At 71.1% G+C, this 21,441-nt stretch carries 15 protein-coding genes; 5 read left to right on the top strand and 10 right to left on the bottom strand.

Features of this window, described 5'->3' with window-relative positions:
* Positions 1-172: 172 nt before the first annotated feature.
* Positions 173-1,699, top strand: coding sequence for a substrate-binding domain-containing protein (locus OG329_RS18120; RefSeq protein ID WP_405796370.1), 1,527 nt, complete (start codon positions 173-175; stop codon positions 1,697-1,699).
* 9 nt (positions 1,700-1,708) lie between these two features.
* Here OG329_RS18120 and OG329_RS18125 read toward each other — a convergent pair whose 3' ends face one another.
* Both OG329_RS18125 and OG329_RS18130 read right to left on the bottom strand, forming a co-directional pair.
* Positions 1,709-3,988: a protein kinase domain-containing protein gene (locus OG329_RS18125; RefSeq protein WP_405796371.1), complete on the bottom strand. Its 2,280-nt coding sequence runs from the start codon at positions 3,986-3,988 to the stop codon at positions 1,709-1,711.
* A gap of 47 nt (positions 3,989-4,035) precedes the next feature.
* Entirely contained in the window at positions 4,036-6,453 is a 2,418-nt protein-coding gene (locus OG329_RS18130) for a protein kinase domain-containing protein (protein WP_405796373.1), read from the bottom strand.
* A gap of 197 nt (positions 6,454-6,650) precedes the next feature.
* Here OG329_RS18130 and OG329_RS18135 point away from each other — a divergent pair, with 197 nt between their 5' ends.
* Positions 6,651-8,789 carry a serine/threonine-protein kinase gene (locus tag OG329_RS18135; RefSeq protein WP_405796374.1) on the top strand — a complete coding sequence of 713 codons (2,139 nt, stop codon included), beginning with the start codon at positions 6,651-6,653 and terminating at the stop codon, positions 8,787-8,789.
* Positions 8,790-8,866: 77 nt separating this feature from the next.
* On the opposite strand, the gene OG329_RS18140 is transcribed toward OG329_RS18135, so the two are convergent.
* Positions 8,867-10,150, bottom strand: coding sequence for an adenylosuccinate synthase (locus OG329_RS18140; RefSeq protein WP_405796375.1), 1,284 nt, complete (start codon positions 10,148-10,150; stop codon positions 8,867-8,869).
* Between the two features lie 144 nt (positions 10,151-10,294).
* Between OG329_RS18140 and OG329_RS18145 the strand changes: the two genes are divergently transcribed.
* The gene (locus OG329_RS18145) at positions 10,295-11,191 is read left to right on the top strand and encodes a diacylglycerol kinase (RefSeq protein ID WP_405796376.1); all 897 of its coding nucleotides are present in this window, start codon (positions 10,295-10,297) and stop codon (positions 11,189-11,191) included.
* 37 nt (positions 11,192-11,228) lie between these two features.
* On the opposite strand, the gene OG329_RS18150 is transcribed toward OG329_RS18145, so the two are convergent.
* Positions 11,229-11,762 (bottom strand): GbsR/MarR family transcriptional regulator, encoded by a 534-nt coding sequence (locus OG329_RS18150; RefSeq protein WP_405796378.1) that lies wholly within the window; start codon positions 11,760-11,762, stop codon positions 11,229-11,231.
* A 134-nt stretch (positions 11,763-11,896) separates the two neighbouring features.
* On the opposite strand from OG329_RS18150, the gene OG329_RS18155 reads away from it, so the two are divergent.
* Positions 11,897-12,880 carry an ATP-binding cassette domain-containing protein gene (locus tag OG329_RS18155; protein ID WP_405796380.1) on the top strand — a complete coding sequence of 328 codons (984 nt, stop codon included), beginning with the start codon at positions 11,897-11,899 and terminating at the stop codon, positions 12,878-12,880.
* Positions 12,877-14,535 (top strand): ABC transporter permease, encoded by a 1,659-nt coding sequence (locus OG329_RS18160; RefSeq protein ID WP_405796381.1) that lies wholly within the window; start codon positions 12,877-12,879, stop codon positions 14,533-14,535. Before OG329_RS18155 ends, OG329_RS18160 begins: the two co-directional genes overlap by 4 nt.
* A gap of 67 nt (positions 14,536-14,602) precedes the next feature.
* Here the strand turns inward: OG329_RS18160 and OG329_RS18165 are convergent, their stop codons facing one another.
* The 6 genes from OG329_RS18165 to OG329_RS18190 all read right to left on the bottom strand — a co-directional run bounded on the left by OG329_RS18165 (position 14,603) and on the right by OG329_RS18190 (position 21,376).
* Positions 14,603-15,805, bottom strand: a complete 1,203-nt coding sequence (locus OG329_RS18165; RefSeq protein ID WP_405796382.1) for a cytochrome P450 — start codon at positions 15,803-15,805, stop codon at positions 14,603-14,605.
* Between the two features lie 53 nt (positions 15,806-15,858).
* The gene (locus OG329_RS18170) at positions 15,859-16,518 is read right to left on the bottom strand and encodes a response regulator (RefSeq protein WP_381795643.1); all 660 of its coding nucleotides are present in this window, start codon (positions 16,516-16,518) and stop codon (positions 15,859-15,861) included.
* A complete protein-coding gene (locus OG329_RS18175; protein ID WP_405796385.1) occupies positions 16,515-17,912 on the bottom strand; it encodes a sensor histidine kinase in 1,398 nt (465 codons plus the stop codon). The genes OG329_RS18170 and OG329_RS18175 overlap by 4 nt, the downstream gene beginning before the upstream one ends.
* Positions 17,913-18,060: 148 nt before the next feature.
* Positions 18,061-18,939 (bottom strand): NAD(P)H-binding protein, encoded by an 879-nt coding sequence (locus OG329_RS18180; RefSeq protein WP_405796386.1) that lies wholly within the window; start codon positions 18,937-18,939, stop codon positions 18,061-18,063.
* A 66-nt stretch (positions 18,940-19,005) separates the two neighbouring features.
* Positions 19,006-19,935, bottom strand: coding sequence for an alpha/beta hydrolase (locus OG329_RS18185; protein ID WP_405796387.1), 930 nt, complete (start codon positions 19,933-19,935; stop codon positions 19,006-19,008).
* A 175-nt stretch (positions 19,936-20,110) separates the two neighbouring features.
* Positions 20,111-21,376 carry a serine hydrolase domain-containing protein gene (locus OG329_RS18190; protein WP_405796389.1) on the bottom strand — a complete coding sequence of 422 codons (1,266 nt, stop codon included), beginning with the start codon at positions 21,374-21,376 and terminating at the stop codon, positions 20,111-20,113.
* Positions 21,377-21,441 lie beyond the last annotated feature (65 nt).

Raw genomic sequence — 21,441 nt, forward strand, 5'->3', positions numbered from 1 at the left:
TCGGCGTAAGGGCAGGGCGTCTCTCTGAACACCAAATGGGGCCCGGCAAACGGCTCGTGAACATCCGTCATCAAAACCACTCCCCGTACTGCTGTTCGCCCCGCGCTGACCTACCGTCACCTCACGAGCGAGACCGGCGAATGCCGGGAAGCGTGCCGGGGGGCGAGCGATCGTGGAGTGGTTCAGCGCCGAGAACGTCGTGGCCGTACTCACCGCCGTACTCGGCGTGCTGGCCTCCGTGGGGGTGCTCTGGTACGAGCGCCGGGTGCCGCGCCGGAAACGGATCGGGTACCGCGTACAGATGGACACCGCCATCGGCAGCGACGTGCGGCCCGGCCGGGCCAACGTACGCCTCGGGCTGTTCAACGAGACCCCGGACATGTCCGACGCCACGCTCGTCCTGCTGCGCATCGAGAACGACGGCTCGCAGTCCATCGCCGACAACGACTACACGGCGCACGGGATCCACGGGCTGACCGTCGAGTTCACCGACCGCGTCATCCGGGGCGTCGCCGTCACCCAACCCCCGGACGCCGACCACCTGATGGAGCACTTCGAGCCCTCGTACGGCTTCGAGCACACGGGTGGCACCCTCAACGTCCCGCGCGTGCCGCTCAATCCGGGGCACCACTACAAGCTGCTCGTCCTGCTCACGGGCGGCAGCGTGGACTGCCCGGTCACCGTCAGCGGCGGAATCCGGGACGGCGTGGTCGTACCGAACCGCTCCGCGACCCCGGACACGAAGCCCCCGGTGTTCAGCAACCCGGCCCGGCTGATCACGGTCATGCTCACGATCTGCGTCGTCACGCTCGCGTCGATCATCGTCGTACGGGACGACTCACGGCCCCCGATGGGCTGCGCGAAGGGCAGTCTGACCGTCACCGGATCGACCGCTTTCGCGCCCGTGGCACGGGAGTTGGCCACGAAGTACGAGAAGGACTGCCCCGGCTCGGACATCGAGGTGGACGCCGACGGCAGCGCGGCCGGCATCCGCGAACTCGCCGAGACCGCAGCCGCGCACAAGGGCGGCTCACCCGCCGTCGTCACCCTCTCCGACGGCCCCAAGCGCGCCGGGTTCGACGCGCTGCGGGAGAACCGCGTCGCGGTCTCGGCGTTCGCGCTCGTCGTCCACGACGACGTGAAGCTCGACGGGCTGAGCACCGCCGACATCCGCGCGATCTACCGGGGCGACATCACCAACTGGAGCGAACTCGACGGCCCGGACCTGCCCGTCCGGCTCGTCAGCCGCAACGCCGGCTCCGGCACCCGCGACACCTTCCAGCGCCGCATCCTCCAGGGCTTCGAACCGGGCGCCTCGTCCACCGACTGCCGCCAGAAGGACGACGCGAAGGCCCGCGTCCTGCGGTGCGAACTCGACACGACCGAGCAAGTCCTCAACACAGTAAAGAAATTGCCGGGCGCGCTCGGCTACAGCGAGCTGCGCGGCGGCACGCAGGTCAAGGGCCTGCACCGGCTGGAGCTGGACGGGCGGGCGCCGTCGATAGACGACATCGCGGAGAGCGGGTACCCGTACCGGGAGATCGAGTACGCGTACACGTACGGCCGCCCGCCCGCCAGCTCACTCGTGTCCAGCTTCCTCAACTACCTGATCAGGGGCAGCGGACAGGACGTCATCCGCACGCACGGGCATCTGCCCTGCGCGACGCCCGAGGGGCTGAAGATCTGCGCGGAGGAATAGGGGCGCGGGTCACGGCACGTTCGCCGACACCAACGTCCCGTCCGGGAAAGCCAGGAACACCACACCGCCCGAGACAAGCATCGCCGTGGGCGCCACCCCCTCCGGCCAGCCCTCGAAGCTGCGCCGGCCCGCCGTGTCCTTGCCATCGGCCAGTGACACGCTGCGCATGTCCTCGGCGCCCGCGAGCAGCACCCGGTCGCCCGCCACCGCCGCGCGGTCGCCGGCCGCCCACTCCTCCGTGCCCCAGCGGCGGACGCCCGTCTCGATGTCGTACGCCTCCAGTCCCTCGGGGAACAGCGCGTTGTCGCTCGCCGGGACAAGGACCGTGCCCTCGCGGCTGAGCGCGGCCGGGAGGGCTGCCCGGAACACATCAACCTCCTTGAGGGTGGCGCTGTCCCGCATCGTCGCCGCACCCCCTTCCGTACAGGACACATACGGCGCGCCCCGGGCGATCATCAGGCACAACTCGGGTGCCTGCGCCACCGTCTCGCCCGTCGCCACGTCGAGGGCGAGGGTGCTGACAGGAGTGCCGACATGGAGAAGGTCACCGTCGCCGACGACATCCAGGGAGTCCGGGTACGCCAGATGGATCACGCGTTCCCACGACTGCTCGCGGCTGTCCGCCGAGAACGCGCGGAACATCATGTTCCCCGACCCGCCGACCCCGGACACTCCCTCGTACGAGGTGAAGACCCTGCCCTCGTGCACCCGGACACGTGCCGGCCGGTAGCCGGCCGCACCAGGCAGCTTGGCCACGGGCTCGCCGGTCGCGATGTCCAGCACGGCGAACCCGTCACCGTCCGCCGACTGCGTGTAGACGCGCTCCGCGTCCATGTCCACATTGCCGAAACCGACCAGCGTCTCCGCCGTACCCTCCTCGGGATAGCGCCACTTGAGGGTGCCGTCCGAGGCGTTACGGGCCTCCAGCCATCCGCCGTACTCGCCCAGCTCGGGCAGTCTGAACGAGCAGAGGAAGGTCGTGCCCCTGAGCGCGCAGGTCACCGGCACGCCAGGCTCCGACGGCTCCGACGCCTCCGCCGACCAGGGGGACCACCCGTCGGGGGCCTTCGTGCGGTCCGTCGCGTCCGGGCCGAAGTCACTCATGCCGCTCGTGACGGTCACACCGGCGGGCGGCGCGGACGATCCTCCCGCACCGCCACCGCCACCGCCACCGCCGCCACCCTGTCCGCCGCCCGAACCACCGCCGCCCCAGAGGGAGATCACGACGGCTGTCACCACCCCGACCACGGCGGCGGCGCCGATACCGATCCCCCATCTGAGCCGGTTGCGGCGGGCCGGTGGTGGCGGCGGTGGCGGTGACGTGGGGACCTGGGCGGGCGGTCGCCGTATCGGCGCCAGCAGCGCCCGGCCCACCGCGACCTCGTACTCGCCGATCTGCTCCCGTACGCCCTCCGGCCAGGGAAAGGCCCCTTCGCGGGCGGCCGGTGCCACACCCGGACGGGCGGCGGCCGTCCCCGCCGGGTCGAGTACCCGCAGCAACTCGTCTGTGGTCGGGCGCTGTTGTGGATCCGTGCGCAGGCAGTCCGCGATGACCTCGCGCAACTCCTCCGGCACACCTGACAGATCGGCGCCGCCGCGCGCGATCCGGTTCACGACGGCGGCCAACTCACTGTCATGGAAGGGCCCTTGGCCGGTCGCCGCGAAGCACAGCACCGCTCCCAGGCAGAACACGTCCGACGCCGCCGTCACCGAACGGTCCGCCGCGACGTGCTCCGGTGACATGAAGCCCGGTGAGCCGACCATGATGCCGGTCGCCGTGAGTGCGGTCGCGTCGTACGCCTGGGCGATACCGAAGTCGATCAGCCGGGGGCCGCCCGTACCGAGGATGACGTTGCCCGGCTTGAGGTCGCGGTGCACGAGCCGTGCGCCGTGCACGGCGGACAGGCCGCGCGCCAGGTCGGCGCCCAACTCCCGTACGGCCGCGACCGGCAGGGGGCCCGAACGCTCCACCGCCTCGTCCAGCGCCGGGCCGATGACATGCTCCGTCGCCAGCCAGGGCGGTTCGGCGGCCGGGTCGGCGTCGACGAGCGCGGCGACGTACGGGCTGCGGACCGCCCGCGCGGCATCGGCCTCCCGCCGGAAGCGGAGCCGGAAGTCCCCCTGGGAGTCGATGTCTTGGCGCACCGTCTTGAGGGCCACGAGATCGAGTGGCCCGCCGCCGGGCGGCAGAGCGAGGTGGACCGTACCCATACCGCCGGAACCAAGACCGGCGAGCAGCCGGTAGGGACCGACGCTGAACGGAACGTGCGCATCGAGCGGGCGGAGCACGGCGTCAACTCCTCATCCGGAAAATGTCACTGACTCTCACTCAGGAATCAGGTGGGCAGTTCCATCGAGCGGACCGTTCCGTCGTGGTACATCAGGAACAGCACCCCGCCGACCGAGATCAACTCCGGCTCCCAGACCTGATTGTCGACGTCGTGACGGCCGTCACCGAGTCCGCTGCCGCTCCGATTGCCGGGCGCGCCCTCGATCCGCGTTCTCGTCCCCGTCTGGGCGTCCCCCGTCACCGGCAGGGTGTAGAGGAATTCGTTGTCCAGGAAGACGGCGGTGGTGCCGACGACCGACGCCTCGGAGTACAGATACTGCCCGTCCTTCGGAGCGGGGAGGAAGTTCCCCACCGTGCGCGGTACGGGGGCGTCGTCGTAGGCGTTGAGAAGTTCCATCCTGGTGCTCTTCTCGTCCGGTGCGAGGACGTATGTGTCCGCCCCCACCGTCACCAGATCCTCCGGCTGCCAGTCCGGCGGCGACGCGTGTGGCCCGTCGGCTGTCTGCCGCAGCGTCTCCGCGTTCAGGACCACGCTGCCCTTGCCCTCGATCCCGCACAGCACCTCGCCGCCCATCACCCGCACGCCGACGCAGTTGCCGCCGTCCTCACCCGGCACGGTGAACGGCGTCGGCTTGCCCGTACGCGCGTCGAACCCCGTCAGTCCCCCGTCCGTGGACGCCAGGACACGCCCGCCGGCGAAGGCTTCGGGTCCGAAGCCGCCGTAGCCGACCTCCACACCCACATACGTCGACAGGGCGCGCTTCCACAGCGGTTCGCCCGTGTCGGCGTCGAAGGCGTGGATCTCGGTGCGCTCACCCCGGGTGGCGAAGAACGCGACGCCGCCACCCACCAACGCTTCCCCGACATTGGCCAGCCGCACCGTGCCGTCGCCCTTGAGCGGCTGTTTCCAGTGCTCCGTACCCTCCTTGAGGGACCGGGAGTGCACCATGCCGCCCTCGGCGGAGAGCACCGAATCGCCGTAGATCACCGGGTTGGTGGCGTCACCGGGGATGTACATGCCGCTCGACGCGCCCAGCGTCGGCGGCGCGCCGGGCTCCGCAGACGGCACCTTCCAGCGGGGCTTGCCGTCGGCCGCCCCAACGGCCTCCAGGCCGCCGTAGAACATCCGGCACACCAGGATGTCGCTGCTGAGGGCGCAGTCCCAGGGCCGGCCGCTGAGCTTCGCCGTCCATGGCTGCCAGTCCTGCGGGCGGGCGGCCGGGTCGACGGGGAAGTGGCGGCCCCGGTCGACGCCGTGCTTGTCGAGTCCGACAAGCGCTGCGGGTGGATCGGGTTCCGAACCGGCCTCCGAGGGAGGGGACTTGGGATCCGGAACGTCCTGGAGGGCGCGTATGCCGAACGCGCCCAGGACACCGATGGTGAGCGCGCCCGCGACGACGGCGAGGATCGTGGTACGTCGGCGGCGGGTGCTGGGGGGCTGCGGCCGGGGCTCGCGCGAAGGGCCGGTGACCGTGGGCGCGCTGTGGACGGGGGCCGCGCCCGGCATGGTCGGTACGCGCCCGGCGACGGTCCCGGCCGCCTCAACGGCACGGGCCAGCTCCCCCTCGTACAGGGCGACTTGGGCCCGTATCGCCGCCGGCCAGACGACCGGGTCCGGGGCGCCCGCGTCCCGGAAGCGCGCCTCCAGCTCGATCGCGTCCGGGCGTGCGGAGGGGTCGGCCCGCAGACAGTCCTCGATCAGCGCGCGCAACTCGGCCGGTACGGCGTCGAGTCGGGCCTCGGCCTGCGAGACCCGGTACAGCACGGCCGCGACCGGCCCCGTACCGAACGGGCCCTCGCCCGTGGCCGCGTAACAGAGCACGGACGCCAGCGAGAAGACGTCGGAGGCGGACACGACATGGCGTCCGCCGAGCACATGCTCGGGCGACATGTAGCCCGGTGAGCCGACCATCGCGCCGGTCGCGGTCAGGGTGCTCGCGCCGAAGTCGCGGGCGATGCCGAAGTCGATGACGCGCGGTCCGTCCGCGCCGAGCAGGACGTTCGCGGGCTTGAGGTCACGGTGCAGGACCCGCGCGTGGTGGATGCCGCGCAGCGCCCGTACGAGGCTGAGTCCGAGGCCCCGTACGGTGTCGGCGGGCAGCGGGCCGCTCTCGCGTACGGCGCGCTCCAGCGTCGGGCCCGCGACGTACTCGGTGGCGAGCCAGGGCGCGGGGGCGTCCGCGTCGCCGGTCAACAGGCGGGCGGTGAACCGGCCTTCGACAGCGCGGGCCGTGGAGATCTCGCGCCGGAAGCGGTCGCGGAAGGCGGGGCCGCCGCTCGCCAGCAGATCGGCGCGTACGACCTTCACGGCGGCGAGCGAGGTGGTCCCGCTCGTGGGGGGACGGGGCGCGGGACGGGTGTCGGCGCCCAGATACACCTCACCCATGCCGCCGGCGCCGAGGCGGGCGAGGACGCGGTACGGCCCGATCTGGCGTGGCGACCGTTCAAGAAGCTCACCGAGCATGGGACATCCGCCCCCCGTCGTTGTCGATGGTGTGTTGGTCGATGGTGTCTGGTGCGGTGGTCGAGAACGCTTGTGCCACAGCTCGGCCACAGGCGCTCGTTCAGTCTGTCCGGGTCCCGGGCACTGTGCAAAGATCCCATGACGTTGGGTAGTTGGCAGTCAGATTCTGACTGTCCGTCAGGAGAGGCACAGACAACGTGGAAGCGCTGACCCCGGACGACCCGTCCCGCATCGGCCCCTACCGGCTCCTCGGCAGACTCGGCGCGGGCGGCATGGGCCGCGTCTACCTCGCCAGGTCCGAGGGCGGCCGGACCGTCGCGGTGAAGCTCGTACGGCCGGAACTGGCCGAAGAGGAGGAGTTCCGGCGGCGGTTCGCCCAGGAGGTCGCCGCGGCGCGCCGGGTGGGAGGCGAGTGGACCGCGCCGGTCCTCGACGCCGACACCGACGCCCGCGAGCCGTGGGTCGCCACCGGTTACGTCCCCGGGCCCTCGCTGCACGCCGTGATCGCCGACCGGCCGCACCCGCTGCCGGAGCGGTCGGTGCGCATCCTCGCCCACCGGCTCGCGCAGGCGCTCACCGCCATCCACGCCGCCGGTCTGATCCACCGCGACCTCAAGCCCGCGAACGTGCTGGTGACCATCGACGGTCCGCGCGTCATCGACTTCGGGATCGCCCGCGCGCTGGACGCCGTCACCGGCGACAACCGCACGCGTACGGGTGTGGTGATCGGGTCGCCCGGCTACATGTCGCCCGAGCAGGTGCGCGGCGAGACCCTGACGCCCGCGAGCGACGTCTTCTCGCTGGGCTCGGTCCTCGCCTTCGCCGCGACGCGGCGGCAGCCGTTCGGTACGTCGACGAGCGGGATGCACGCGGTGATGTTCCGTATCGCGCAGGAGGAGGCGGACCTGGAGGGGCTGCCGGACGGGCTCGCGGAGCTGGTGCGGAGCTGTCTGGCGAAGGATCCCGCCGAGCGGCCCACCCCGGCGGAGGTCGCGGAGCGGACGGCGGACTCGGCCAACGACGGCGAAGGGGTGGAGACCGACCTGCCGTGGCTGCCGGGCTCGGTGCTCGCGGACCTCGGGCGGCGGTCGGCGGAGCTGCTGGAGGCGGAGACGCCCGCCGCGCCGATCCCGGCGCGGCCGTCCGGGCCGCCCCCGGCGTCGACACCGCCGCCACCGCTGAACCCGCCCGCGCCGGTCACCCCTCCGACGCCGGTCACCCCACCTCCGCCGCTGGCCCCGCCGCCAACGGCGATCGACTCCCCGGCGCCCGCGCCTGTTCCCGAGCCGACCCCCACCCCGACCCCGACTCCGACTCCGACTCCGGCCCCAACTCCCATGCCGCTGGGGGTGTTCGGGGCGCCCACCGCCCCCGTACCGGAACCGGACCCCGCCGCACGCCGCAGACGCACCGCGCTCATCGTGACGTCGGTCGTGGTGGCCGCCGCGCTGATCGCGGGCGGGGCGACGTACGCGGCGATGAACCTCGGCGGCAAGGACGGGTCCGACGACAAGAACAACTCCAGCGCGAATGACGGCGCGAATGACAGCGCGACGGGCGCGCCTTCGGACACGGCGTCCGACGCCTCCGACAACACGTCCGGGGAGTCCGGCGAGCCCGACGCCCCGCCGGCGGCGGTCGAGGGCGTCATCAGCAAGGACTACCTGGGCACTTGGCAGGGCGTGGGCAAGGACAGCTACGACGAGGAGGTCTCACTGCGCCGTCTGACGATCACTCAGGGCTCGGTGGGCGCGGACGTCGCCACGACGTTCAACTCCTTCGACGACCTGCTGTGCGAGGGTGCGGCGAAGCTGACCTCGTTCGACAATCTGATGGTGCTGGAGTCCCGTGCGGTCACCAGCATCCCCGAGGACGGCTGCTCCGACGGCGGCCGGCAGACAGTGCGCGCGAACGGCGACGGCACGCTGATCTGGACGGGCGACGACGGCGAGACGGCGGTCCTCAGCAAGTACAAGGAGCCCGCCGAGCCGATCCCGGCGAGCTTCCTCGGCACCTGGACACAGGAGCCGTCCACCGAGGAGGACTCGACCGAACCGGAGGGCAAGACGACCCTGGTCCTGAGCCAGGGCAAGTCCGGCACGGTCGTCGCCAAGTACACGGGCGACGGTCCCGCGTACCACTGCGAATGGGAGAGCGTCCTGGTCGACGCCAAGCCCGAGGGCCTGCGGCTGGGCCCGCAGATCGTGACGGCGGCCGAACCGGAGGACCAGTGCGAGGCGTTCGGCAGCCGCGCGGTCAAGATGAAGGGCGCGGACGCCATGACCCTCACCTGGGTCGGCTCGGACGACGCGAACACCTTCCGCCGCACCGACTGACCCCCGCGTGAGCACACATGGCTCCGCCCCGGTGGCCGTACCTCCCACCGGGGCGGAGCTGTCAGCGAATCCGCGGTCTACAGGAACGAGTTGATCTGGATCGTCTCCGTACGGCCCGGTCCCACGCCGATCGCGGAGATCGGCGCTCCCGACATCTCCTCCAACGCCTTCACATAGTCCTGCGCGTTCTTCGGCAGGTCCTCGAACGTCTTCGCCTTGCTGATGTCCTCGGTCCAGCCCGGCAGGTACTCGTAGATGGGCTTCGCGTGGTGGAAGTCGCTCTGGCTGTACGGCAGTTCCTCGACGCGCCTGCCGTCGATGTCGTACGCCACACACACCGGGATCCGCTCCCAGCCCGTGAGCACGTCCAGCTTGGTGAGGAAGAAGTCCGTCAGACCGTTGACCCGGGTCGCGTAGCGCGCGATCACCGCGTCGAACCAGCCGCAGCGGCGGTCGCGGCCCGTCGTGACACCCCGCTCGCCGCCGATGCGGCGCAGCGCCTCGCCGTCCGCGTCCAGCAGCTCCGTGGGGAACGGGCCCGCGCCGACGCGGGTCGTGTACGCCTTGAGGATGCCGATGACGCGGCTGATCTTCGTCGGGCCGACGCCGGCTCCCGTACAGGCGCCGCCCGCCGTGGGGTTGGACGAGGTCACGAAGGGATACGTGCCGTGGTCGACGTCCAGGAGTGTGCCCTGGCCGCCCTCGAAGAGGACGACCTTTCCGGCGTCGATCGCGTCGTTGAGGACGAGGGTGGTGTCGCTGACGTACGGACGCAACTTGTCCGCGTAGCCCAGCAGCTCCTCCACGATCTTCCCGGCGTCTATGGCGCGCCGGTTGTAGAGCTTGGCGAGGATCTGGTTCTTGAAGTCCAGCGCCGCGTCGACCTTCTGGATCAGGATCGACTCGTCGTAGAGGTCCTGGACCCGGATACCGACCCGGTTGATCTTGTCGGCGTACGTCGGGCCGATGCCACGGCCTGTCGTGCCGATCTTCCGGGAGCCGAGGAACCGTTCCGTCACCTTGTCCATGGTGGTGTGGTACGACGTGATCAAATGCGCGTTTCCGCTGATCAGGAGCTTCGACGTGTCAACGCCACGGTTGTTGAGCCCACTCAGCTCGGAGAGCAGGACGGCCGGGTCGATGACAACGCCGTTGCCGATCACCGGCGTGCATTCAGGCGAGAGGATTCCGGAAGGGAGGAGATGCAGCGCGTATTTCTGGTCGCCGACGACGACCGTGTGGCCGGCGTTGTTGCCACCCTGGTAACGCACCACATAGTCCACGGATCCACCGAGCAGGTCGGTGGCCTTTCCCTTGCCTTCGTCACCCCACTGAGCACCGAGCAGCACAAGTGCGGGCACAGGCGTACACCCCTTCCGGGCGGGGCATGTCCAACGTACGACGAAGCCTGAGCCGTCGAACCGGTTGCCCCGGAATAGACCAAGCCCCTGGCGCAATAGCGCAAGGGGCTCTTGCACAAAGATGCTACCCGAGGAAGGACCGAGGTGTCGGCTCCAGAGCCCGCCGAGAACGGTGCGCAGCAACTTCTGGTGGTCATCGACCCGGTCGCCCGCCGGACCGACGGCGAATCAGTGCGGATCGCGAAAGATGTGTTGAGCGCGGGTGCGACCGCGAAAATCTGCCTGCCGGACGGCCCCGCCGAGTTCGCCCGGGTGCTGGCCCGCAGGGGCGCGCGGCGGCCGGTGGTGATCGGCGACGACCGCGCCCTGCTGCGGACGGTGGCCCTGCTGCACCGGGAGCGCGAGCTGTCCGCGGGCGCGCTGTCGCTGGTGCCGGTGGGGGTGTCGGTCGAGCTGGCGCGCTCGCTCGGGGTGCCCACGGGCGCGGTCGCGGCGGCGCGGGCGGTGCTGGACGGGGTCGTACGGCGGCTGGATCTGCTCGTCGACGACAGCGACGGCGTGGTGCTGGGGGATCTGCGGATCCCGGCGCTGCCGGCGGCGGGGGGCAGGGGTGGTTCCGGCAAGGGTTCCGGCAGGGGCGGTTCCGGCAAGGGTGATTCCGGCGGGCCGGGCGGGGGCGGGCCGGGCGGTTCGTCCGTGTGGGACACCTGCCGGTCCCTGGTCCGGACGCTGGTCAAGCCCGTGCCGCAGGTGCTCGCCGTCCACACGCACCGGCTGCGGGTGGAGGCGGACGGCGTCCTGCTGAGCGATCTGGACGAGCCGGTGGAGACCGTGACGGTGTGCTCGCGGGGCGGGCGGGCGGAGGTCGTGATCCGTACGCGCTCCTCGGCCGAGCCGATCACCGCCAGCGCGCTGTCGGTGACGGTCTCGGGCGCGGACTTCCGCTACCGGGCGGACGCGGCGGTGACGGGCCCGGTGCGGACACGGACCTGGACGCTGCGGGCGGGGGCGTGGGGGCTGACGCTCCCGGCGGACGCCTGACCGCAGGTGCCGGTGCCGGTGCCGGTGCCGGTGTCGCTCATTCGCCCCGGAGGAGCGTCGCGCGGTGCTCGGCCCAGCGGTCCATCAACGACCCGATCTCCTTCTCCACGAACGCGAAGAACTCCAGCGTCTCGTTGATCCGGCGCCCCTGCGGTGTATCGAGACCGAACTGGTCCACACCCTCCCGCAAGGTGGCCTGCCAACGCCTCAGAATCGAGTCGCGGTTGGTCAGCGCCTCGTACCACTGATTGCCCTGCACCCGGTAGCGCTCGCGCCGCGAGCCCGGCTCGCGTTCGCGCAGGACCATGTCGACCTGCGCGAGATAGCGGATCGCACCGGACACGGCCGCCGGGCTGACCTTCAACTGCTCGCCGAGTTCCGCGGAGGTCATGACGCCCTGCTCGGAGGCGAGCAGCGCGGCGAAGACCCTGGCCGGCATGCGCGTCATACCGGCTTCGACGAGCTGGGCCGCGAAGCGTTCGACGAACTGTGAGACGGATGCCTCGTCGTCACGGACACCACCGGGTGCGTGGTCTCCGGCACGGCCGTCTTCACGCCGCCGCTCACTCATGCGCTGACCTCGGTCTCTGTCTGTGTCCTCACGGCGCCTGCGGTGCCAGCAACGCCTCGGTCAAGTCTATCGAGCTCCCATTTATACGTTTCCTTAACTTCACAAGTTTCTGAAAGAAGTGTACGTTCAGAATCATGACGAAGGCAATCACCGTCGCCGGACTGCACAAGTCGTTCGGCCGGACGCACGCACTGGACGGCCTCGACCTCGCCGTCGATTCCGGTGAGGTCCACGGCTTCCTCGGCCCCAACGGCGCCGGCAAGTCCACCACCATCCGCGTCCTGCTCGGGCTGCTGCGCGCCGACTCGGGCGCCGCGCAGCTCCTCGGCAAGGATCCGTGGAAGGACGCCGTCGACCTGCACCGCCGGCTCGCCTACGTACCCGGCGACGTCGAGCTGTGGCCCAACCTCACCGGCGGGGAGGCCATCGACCTGCTCTCCAAGCTGCGCGGCGGACTGGACCGCCGGCGCAGGGACGAGCTGATCGAACGGTTCGACCTGGACCCCACCAAGAAGGGCCGTGCCTACTCCAAGGGCAACCGGCAGAAGGTCGCCATCGTCGCCGCGCTCGCGTCCGACGCCGAACTGCTGCTCCTGGACGAGCCCACGGCCGGCCTCGACCCGCTCATGGAGGTCGTCTTCCAGGACGTCATCCTCCAGGCGAAGGCCGCCGGCAAGACGGTGCTGCTCTCCAGCCACATCCTGGCCCAGGTCGAGAAGCTGTGTGACCGCGTGAGCATCATCCGGCAGGGCCGGAACGTGCAGTCCGGCACGCTCAGCGAGATGCGGCACCTGACCCGTACGACGGTCGAGGCCGAGACCGAGCGCCCGGCCACCGGGCTCGACGCCATGGCCGGGATCCACGGGGCGCGGGTGACGGACCGCAGGGTGCACTTCGCCGTCGACAGCGCGCACCTGGACGCCGCGATCCGCAGGCTCGGCGAATTCGGCATCCGCAGCCTGGTCAGCCACCCGCCGACCCTCGAAGAGCTGATGCTGCGCCACTACGGCGACGAGCTGGCGGCCAACGGCCACTCCGTCGCCACGGACGACTTCGACGACCTGCCGACCGCCGCCACAGCCGACACGAGCAACGGCAGCAGTGGGGTCGCCCGATGACCACCGTCACGGCACCCGCCGCCGGCCGCACCGCCGCGCCCGCCCGGACCGTGGCCGGCGCCTTCGCCGGCACCGGGACCCTGGTCCGCTTCGGCCTGCGCCGGGACCGCGTCCGTATCCCCGTCTGGGTGGTCGCCCTCACCCTGGTCACGATGACCACGGTGACCGAGTTCACGACGCTCTACTCCAGCGCCGAGGAACGTGCCACGGCGCGCAGCTCCATGGACAGCCCCGCCGCGCTCGCGATGACCGGCCCGCGCCACTACCTGACCGACTACAACATCGGCTCGATGATGGGCCACCAACTGATCGGCTTCATGGCCATCATGGTCGGTCTGATGTCCGTACTGATCATCACCAGGCACACCCGCGACGAGGAAGAGACAGGCCGCGCGGAGCTGGTGCGCTCCACCGTCGTCGGACATCACGCGCAGCTCGCGTCCGCGCTGATCGTCGCCACCGTCGCCAACCTCGCACTCGCCGCCCTGCTGACGCTGAGCGTCCTGTCGGCGGGCGTCGACGGCGTCGGCACCGGCGGGGCGCTGCTGTACGGGCTCACGCACGCCGCCGTCGGTCTGGTCTTCGCGGGCGTCGCCGCGATCACCGTGCAGATCACCGCCCACACGCGCGCCGCCTCCGGCATGGCGCTCGCGGTGATCGGCGTCGCCTACGTACTGCGCGCCTCCGGCGACGTGGGCAACGACGCGCTGTCCTGGCTGTCGCCGATCGGCTGGGCGCAGCGCACCTACGTCTTCGTCGACAACCGCTGGTGGCCGCTGCTGCTGTGCCTGGCCCTCGCCGCGCTGACCGCCGCCACCGGCTTCGTACTGAGTACCCGGCGCGACGTCGGCGCGGGCCTGCGCTCCGCCCGGCTCGGCCGCCGTACGGCCTCCGCCGCGCTCACCCACCCGCTCGGCTTCACGCTGCGGCTGCACCGGGGGACCCTGCTGGGCTTCGGCGCGGGGCTGTTCCTGATGGGCGTGATGTACGGCTCCATCCTCGGCGACGCGGCCGACATGGTGAAGGACGTCGAGCAGATCCAGGAGGCGCTGGAGAAGATCGGCGGCGCGTCCGTCGCCGAGTCGTTCGCGTCGATGACGATGGTCATCGTCGCCGTCGTCGCCGCCGTGTACGTGGTGATGGCCGCGCTGCGGCCGCGCGCCGAGGAGAGCGCGGGCCGCGCCGAACCACTACTGGCCACCGGCCTGTCCCGCGACCGCTGGGTGGGCAGCCATGTCGCGATCGCGCTCGCGGGGGGTACGGCGCTGCTGCTCCTGGCCGGGCTGGGCTTCGGCATCTCGGGCGCCGCCTCGGTCGGGGACGGCGGCCTCGTCCTCCAACTGACCGGCGCCGCGCTGGCGTACGCGCCCGCGCTGTGGGTGACCATCGGCGTGGCCGTGGCGCTCTACGGCTGGTTCCCCCGGGCCGCGGCGGTGGCCTGGATCGTGCCGGTGTACGCGTTCCTGGTCGGGTATCTCGGGGCGATGCTCCAGTTCCCGGACTGGATGAACAACGTGTCGCCCTTCGGGCACGTACCCCAACTGCCCGCCGCCGATATGCGGTGGACGCCCCTGATCGTCCTGACCGCCGTCGCGGCCGGGCTGATCCGGCTGGGCCTGGCGGGCTTCCGCCGCCGGGACGTGGAGACCAAGTGAATCCTCCCCTCCCGGCGGGGCCCAACTGCCGGAGGTGACGGTTGGAAGTGTGGCGCCGCGGGGGGCGTCATACCTCCACCAGCAGCTCCCGCACCCCCCGGATCACATATCCCGGCTTCCACTGCGGCTCGGCGACGAGCCGCAGTGTCGGCGCCTGGCGCAGCAACTCACCGAACGACGCGCTCAGTTCGAGCCGCCCCAGCGGAGCGCCCAGGCAGTAGTGGATCCCCGCGCCGAACGTCAGATGGGGATTGTCCACGCGGCTGAGGTCGAGCGTGTCCGGCCGGTCGAAACGGGACGGGTCACGGTTGGCCGAGCCGAAGAGAAGCGCGAGTTCGGCGCCGCGCGGCACGACCGTGCCGTCGATCTCCATGTCGTCGAGCACCCACCGCTCGAACATCTGGAGCGGAGTGTCGTACCGCAGCAGTTCCTCCACCGCTGTGGACAACGACACCTCCCCGGACCGCAGGGCCGCGAGCTGTTCGGGGTGACGGAACAGCGTCCACCAGCCGTTGGCGGTGGTGTTGACCGTCGCCTCGTGCCCCGCGTTGAGCAGAAGCGCACAGGTCGAGATCGCCTCCTGCTCGCTCAGCCGGTCCCCCGCGTCCTGCGCCGCGATCAGCGCGGTGAGCAGGTCCGCACCGGGCGCGGCCCGCCGGGCGGCGATCAACTCCCTCAGATAGTCGCTGAATTCGAGTGACGAACTGACCGCCCGCCGCGCCACCTCCTCCGTCGGATTCAGCTCGTACATCGCGCACATGTCGGCCGACCAGGGCCGCAGCAGCCCCCGGTCCGCCTCCGGAACGCCAAGCATCTCGGCGATGACGGCGACCGGCAGCGGCTCCGCCACCTCGGCGAGCAGATCCCCGCCGCCCGCCGCACACAGCCCGCCCACCAGCTCGGCGGCGAGCCGCCGCACGGTCGGGGCAAGCGCCTCGACCCTGCGCGGCGTGAACGCCTTCGACACCAGCCGCCGGATCCTGGTGTGGTCCGGCGCCTCCAGGTCGAGCAGCCCGTTGCCGTTGAGGACGTGGAACGGCTCGTGCGACTCGGGCGGTGGCGTACGGCCGAACTCCTCGTGCGTGAAGCGGTGCAGATACGTCCGCCCCAGCCGCCGGTCCCGCAGCAGGGCCGACACGTCACCGTGGTGGGGAACCAGCCACTGCCGCGACGGCTCGAAGTAATGCAGCCGGCCACGCTCGCGCAGCTCCGAGTACACGGGATACGGGTCGGCGACGAAGCCGGGCGACCAGGGGTCGAAGGATGCCATGCCCGCACGCTACTGACCCGCCCCGCGCGAACGCCATGGCCGGGCGCCCGCGCTCACCCCGGAGTGACGAGCCTCGCCTCGTACGCGAACACCGCCGCCTGCGTACGGTCCCGCAGCCCCAGCTTCACCAGGATGCGGCTCACATGCGTCTTGATCGTGGACTCGGCGACAACCAGATGCGAGGCGATCTCCGCGTTCGACAGTCCCTGCGCGATCAGGACCAGGACCTCGGTCTCGCGCTCCGTCAGCTCCCCCATCTGTGCCAGCGCCGGTGGGCGCGGGGACTCGGCCAGCTTGGAGAACTCCGTGATCAGCCGGCGCGTCACCGTGGGCGCGAGCAGCGCCTCGCCGGACGCCACCACCCTTACCCCGTCGGCCAGTTGGCGCGCGGACGCGTCCTTCAGCAGGAAGCCGGAGGCCCCCGCCCGCAGTGCCTGGTACACATACTCGTCCAGGTCGAACGTCGTCAGCACGAGGACCTTCGCGTCCGCGTCGGCCGCCACGATCTCCCGTGTCGCCTCGATACCGTTCAGCTCCGGCATCCGGATGTCCATCAGGACCACGTCGGGGCCGAGGGCCGCGACCTGGGTGACGGCCTCGCGGCCGTTCACCGCCTCGCCGACGACCTCGATGTCCGGCATCGCGTTCAGCAGGACCGAGAAGCCCTCGCGGACCATCACCTGGTCGTCGACGATCAGTACCCGGATCGTCATGACGCCTGCCCGCCGGTCTTCGGAGCCACGTCCTGGACCGCGCCCTGGACCGCGCCCTGGACCGCGCCCTGGCTTCGGCCCTCGTCCTCGTTCTCGTCGTCGTCCTGAACGGCGACCGGTATGTACGCCGCGACCTCGTAGCCACCGTCGGGCAGCAGCCTCGCCGTCATCTCGCCGTTCAGCATGCTCACCCGCTCCCGCATCCCCGTGATGCCGTGCCCGGCCCCGGGTGAGGGCTTCACCAGCCCTTGCGGCGGCGTATTGACTATCCGCAGGCCGAGCCCGCCGAGCACATACGAGACCTCCACCTTCGCCGTCGCCCCCGGCGCGTGCCGCAGGGCGTTGCTGAGCGCTTCCTGGATGATGCGGTACGCCGACAGCTCGACGCCCTGCGGCAGTTCCCTCACCGCTCCGGTGACCGCCTTCTCCACGGTCAGACCCGCCTCGCGGACATTGGCGAGCAGCCCTTCGAGATCGCCGAGAGTCGGCTGCGGGGCGTCGGGGGCGTCGTAGTCCTCGGCCCGTACGACTCCGAGGACGCGACGCAGCTCGGTCAGCGCGGCGACCGCGTTCTCCCTGATGGTGGCGAACGCCTTCTCCAGCTCGGGGGGCGGATTCTCCACGCGGTAGGGCGCCGCCTCCGCCTGGATGGCGACGACCGACATATGGTGCGCGACGACGTCGTGCAGCTCGCGGGCGATGGTGGTGCGCTCCTCGAGGAGCGTGCGCCGGCCACGCTCGACCGCGTTGACACTGAGCTGCACCGCGACCTCCTGCTTCGCGTCACGGCGGATGTGCACGGCTGAGACCGCCAGCAGGAACAGCGCGGAGACGAACAGCATGGGCGCGCTGGTCGACCCGTACGCGTAACCCCCGCCGAAGAGCGTCCCGACGAACAACGCGTAGACCAGCGTGACAACCCACATCCAGCCCGCGGTGCGCGGGTTCGTCCGTATCGCGACGATCGTCATCACCGCCAGATACGAAGCGAAGGCGGAGGGCGTCCAAGGCCAGTCGGCGTAGTAGGAGCCCATTGTGCCGGTGAGTGCGGTGACCGCGAGGGCCAGCCACCAGGCCGCGACGGGCCTGACGAGGACCAGCAGCACCGGCGCGACCGCGATCAGGTCCACTCCCGTGCCGTTGGCCGTCCCGACGACGAGCGCGAACAGCGCGCAGCCGACGATCACGACGTGCGGGAACCATCCCGCGTGCTCACGTATACGAGCGGGCAGCCGGCGCGTGATCACGCCGTCCGTCCGCATGGGGGGCAGCGGCCGGTAGGCGAAGGCGTCCTGGAAGAGGTCCTGGCGCAGGCTTCCGAGCAGGCTCGCGGCCAGCCGGAATTCGGGGCTCCGGGCTTTCCCGGTCGCGGTCTTCGTCTGTGTCTGGGTCACGTTTTCAAAGGTAAGGGGAGGGACGGGTACCGGTCGTCACCAGTGATAGGGATCCTTTCCCATCCCTCCCAGGTACTACGAGCCCCCCGCGAGAGCTATACGCGGTCGCCCCAGTACCCCCGGTGAGCGGCCCGGGTGAGCGCGACGGCTACGGCCGGAACGCGTCCGCGTTCTCGGCAGCCCACTGCGCGAACGTACGCGCCGGCCGCCCCGTGACCTCCGCCACCGTCCCGATCGGGGTCCGGCCCTCGGGCGGCGTGTTCCCGTACACCTCCAGCAGGAATCCGATCACTTCCTCCGGCTGCCCGGCCGCCCGCCACTGCTCGACGGCCTGTGCCTCGGTCAGCTCGACCACCTCGATCTTCCGGCCCCGGGCCTCGGCCAGCGCGTCCGCCTTGTCCTGGATCGTCAGCGCCTCGGGCCCGGTGATCAGATACGACTTCCCGCCGTGCCCGTCCTCGCTGAGCGCGACGGCGCCGACAGCGCCGATGTCGCCCTCGTGGACCATGGCGCTCAGCCGGCCGACGAACGGCTCGCGCACGGCGTCGTCGGCGCGGATGCCCCGCGCCCACTCCATCGCGTTGGCCATGAACTCGACGGGCATGAGCACGGTCCACGGAATGCCGCCCGCCATGACCGCGTCCTGGAGCGGGGTGGCACCACCGCCGTTGAGCACGGTGATCCGGCGCACTCCGGCCTTGGCCGCCAGCTCCACGATCTCGGGACCGGTCTCCAGCGGCGCGAAGAGACCGCCGTCGAAGGTGATCAGATGCAGGCCGGTGACGCCCTCGAGGGCAGGAACGAGCGACGCCGGATCGGCGAGGTCACCGCGTACGACCTCGACACCGTCCGGGAAGTCGGCCTTGGCCGGGTCGCGGGTCAGGGCGCGTACGGAGTGGCCCCGGCCGAGCAGTTCGAGGACGATCTGGCGGCCGACGGTGCCGGTCGCGCCGGTCACAAGGTTCACGGTCGGGTTCGTGTTCGTGTTCGCGCTCGTGTTCGTGCTGGCGTCTGCGTTGTTGGTCATGATTCGAAGGTACGAGGGCTTGCGGTCAGCTTCTGTCCGCAAGTCCGCCCGGACCTTGAGTACGCCTCAGTACGCGAGCTGCGCCAGTTCCTCGGCCACGACCGCGCAGGCATCGGCCCCGGGGTCGACCGGCGCGTAATGCCCGACGTCCTCCAGAAGCGTGACGCCGACCATCTCGCCGGCCTTCGCGGCGGCGTCGACGTACGCCTCGGTGACCGCCTGCGGCACGACGATGTCTTTCCGGCCGTGCACGACGGCGGTCGCGATCCCGGTGGGCAGCAGCAGCGACGGGTCCACGCTGTCCCCGCGCGCCTTCAACTCGCCCTCCCCACCGAGGAGTTGTACGACGGCTCCGCCGCAGACGCCCAACTCGACCGCGCTGGCGAAGTCCGCGATGGGCGCGATCGCGACGACACCGCGCAGCTTCGGCGGCGCGTCCAGCCGCCACGGCGATCCGGCGGGCAGCACATGCCGCGCGGTGGCCCAGAGCGCGAGATGGCCACCGGCGGAGTGCCCGGTGACCACGATCCGGCGCGGGTCGGCCTGCGGCAGGGCGTCGGCGACGAGTGCGGGCAGCGCGTCCATCACGGTGGCGATGTCGTCGAACGTCTCGGGCCACCGCCCCGCGACGACCCCGGCACCGCCGTGGCCGCCGCCGTCGTGGCCGCCGCCCTCGGAGCCGTTCCCCCGCCGGTACTCCACATTGGCGACGGCGAAACCGCGCCGGGCCAGGAAGCCGGCGAACGGCGTCAGATGCAGCCGGTCGTACGACGCGCGCCAGGCCCCGCCGTGCAGTACGACCACCAGCGGCACGCCCTCGCGCCCGCCGCGCGGCGCGTAGAAGTCGACCACTTGATCAGGGTGCTCCCCGTACGCCACGGTGACGTCCGGCGCCACCCCCGGACGTGCGAACAGCGCCTCGGACTCGGCGAGGTCACGGGCGACCGCAGCGACGTCGGCGGAGTCAGCGGAGTCATTCGCGACGGAATCCGTCATGCTGCTCCAACCTTTCGATGAGAGACCCGAATTGACCTGATCAGCGGGGACGCTACCAGCATCCACGCCCCAGGTTTACGGCCCGGCCTCACCTCGACGGCCTCACCTCGACGGCCCCACCACGGCCCCCACCACAGCCGCGCTCACTCCGCGCGCGTCAGCGCCCCCGCGACCGTCACCGGCCCCCGCCGCACATCGCCCGGTCCACCAGCGCCTGGACGGCCTTCTCCGCGCCGATCAGCCACTCGTCGTTCGACTTCTTGCCGCTCGCGTTGATGACGACCGACCGCTGTCCGTCCTCGCTGACGGCCGTCCTGATCGTCTGCCCTTCCAGGTCACCGCCGTGTCCCCAGCGGTCCCCACCACAGGTCAGCGGCTGCCGCATCACTCCGAGCCCGTAGTGCAGCCCGGGGAAGACCATCTGGTAGTCCCCGGCCGCCGGAACGGCCTTGCGCAGCTCGGCCATCTCGGCAGGCGGCAGCAGCCTGCCGCGCTGAAGGGCCGTCAGGAACCGGTCCAGATCGCGCTCGCCGGTGATCAGCTCGCCGGCGGCCGACGCCCACGACACGTTGCGAATGCTGGTGTCCGTCATGGCGGTTGACCCGGGAAGCTGCTGATACGTGTGCGTGTACGGCCCCTTGAGACGCGGGTCGTCACCGGGGGCGTACGTCCGCGTGAGCCCCAACGGGCGGACGATACGGTCACGGACCTCCCTGTCCCACGGCTTGCCCGTCACCTCCTCGATGATCATCCCGGCGAGCACGTAGCCGGTGTTCGAATAACTCCAGTCGGGCTCGAGGTCGCTCGGGTCGGCGGGGTCGAAGTCCGGCCGGTGCTTCATCGCCCCGGCCACCATGTCCTGCGGGTCGTAGTGGTCGAATCTGGTCCGCTCGAAGTCCGCGGCCGTGTCGCCGGTGTCCTCGGTGACGTCGTAGTTGTAGATCCCACTGGTGTGCTGGAGCAGATGCCGTACGGTGACGCGGCTGCCGTCGTTCCCGTTCCCCGCCACGACGCCGGGCAGCCAGTCCTCCACGGTGTCGTCCAGCGACAGTCGTCCCTCGGCGACGAGTTGGAGGACGACCGTCGACACGAACGTCTTGGTGACGCTCGCCGCACGGAAGTCGGCCTCGTGCGACACCGGCCGCCCGGTGCCCAACTCGGCCTCCCCGGCGACCGCGTACCGACGGCTCTGCCCGTCGCGCACCTGTACGGAGATGCCGACGTACCCGGCGTCCTTCAACGTCCGGTCCACCTCACGCTGCAACTGCTTCTGCGACAGCGCGGCCCCGGCGGAGTCCCGGCCGCCGCCGCCCTCGCCGTTCCCCTGCGCGGGCGCGGGCCCGGCGGACACCCCGAGGGACACGGCGCAGACGGCGGCGGTGACGAGGGCGGTGACCACGGGCAGGCGCGGCCGACGGGAGGTTTTCGGCTGGGAGTTCATGGTCGTCAAGCTTGGTCCGCCGGACCGTCCCGATCCATGAAGGAGGCACCCGACATCACGGTGGG

The sequence above is a fragment of the Streptomyces sp. NBC_01506 genome (genome assembly GCF_045040295.1).
Taxonomy (GTDB): Bacteria; Actinomycetota; Actinomycetes; order Streptomycetales; family Streptomycetaceae; genus Streptomyces.

Excerpts from the sequence above, each read along its gene's own strand:
- OG329_RS18185 (WP_405796387.1), bottom strand. The coding sequence starts at position 19,935 with ATGACGGATTCCGTCGCGAATGACTCCGCTGACTCCGCCGACGTCGCT.
- OG329_RS18160 (WP_405796381.1), top strand. The coding sequence starts at position 12,877 with ATGACCACCGTCACGGCACCCGCCGCCGGCCGCACCGCCGCGCCCGCC.
- OG329_RS18190 (WP_405796389.1), bottom strand. The coding sequence starts at position 21,376 with ATGAACTCCCAGCCGAAAACCTCCCGTCGGCCGCGCCTGCCCGTGGTC.
- OG329_RS18155 (WP_405796380.1), top strand. The coding sequence starts at position 11,897 with ATGACGAAGGCAATCACCGTCGCCGGACTGCACAAGTCGTTCGGCCGG.
- OG329_RS18170 (WP_381795643.1), bottom strand. The coding sequence starts at position 16,518 with ATGACGATCCGGGTACTGATCGTCGACGACCAGGTGATGGTCCGCGAG.
- OG329_RS18150 (WP_405796378.1), bottom strand. The coding sequence starts at position 11,762 with ATGAGTGAGCGGCGGCGTGAAGACGGCCGTGCCGGAGACCACGCACCC.
- OG329_RS18165 (WP_405796382.1), bottom strand. The coding sequence starts at position 15,805 with ATGGCATCCTTCGACCCCTGGTCGCCCGGCTTCGTCGCCGACCCGTAT.
- OG329_RS18180 (WP_405796386.1), bottom strand. The coding sequence starts at position 18,939 with ATGACCAACAACGCAGACGCCAGCACGAACACGAGCGCGAACACGAAC.
- OG329_RS18130 (WP_405796373.1), bottom strand. The coding sequence starts at position 6,453 with ATGCTCGGTGAGCTTCTTGAACGGTCGCCACGCCAGATCGGGCCGTAC.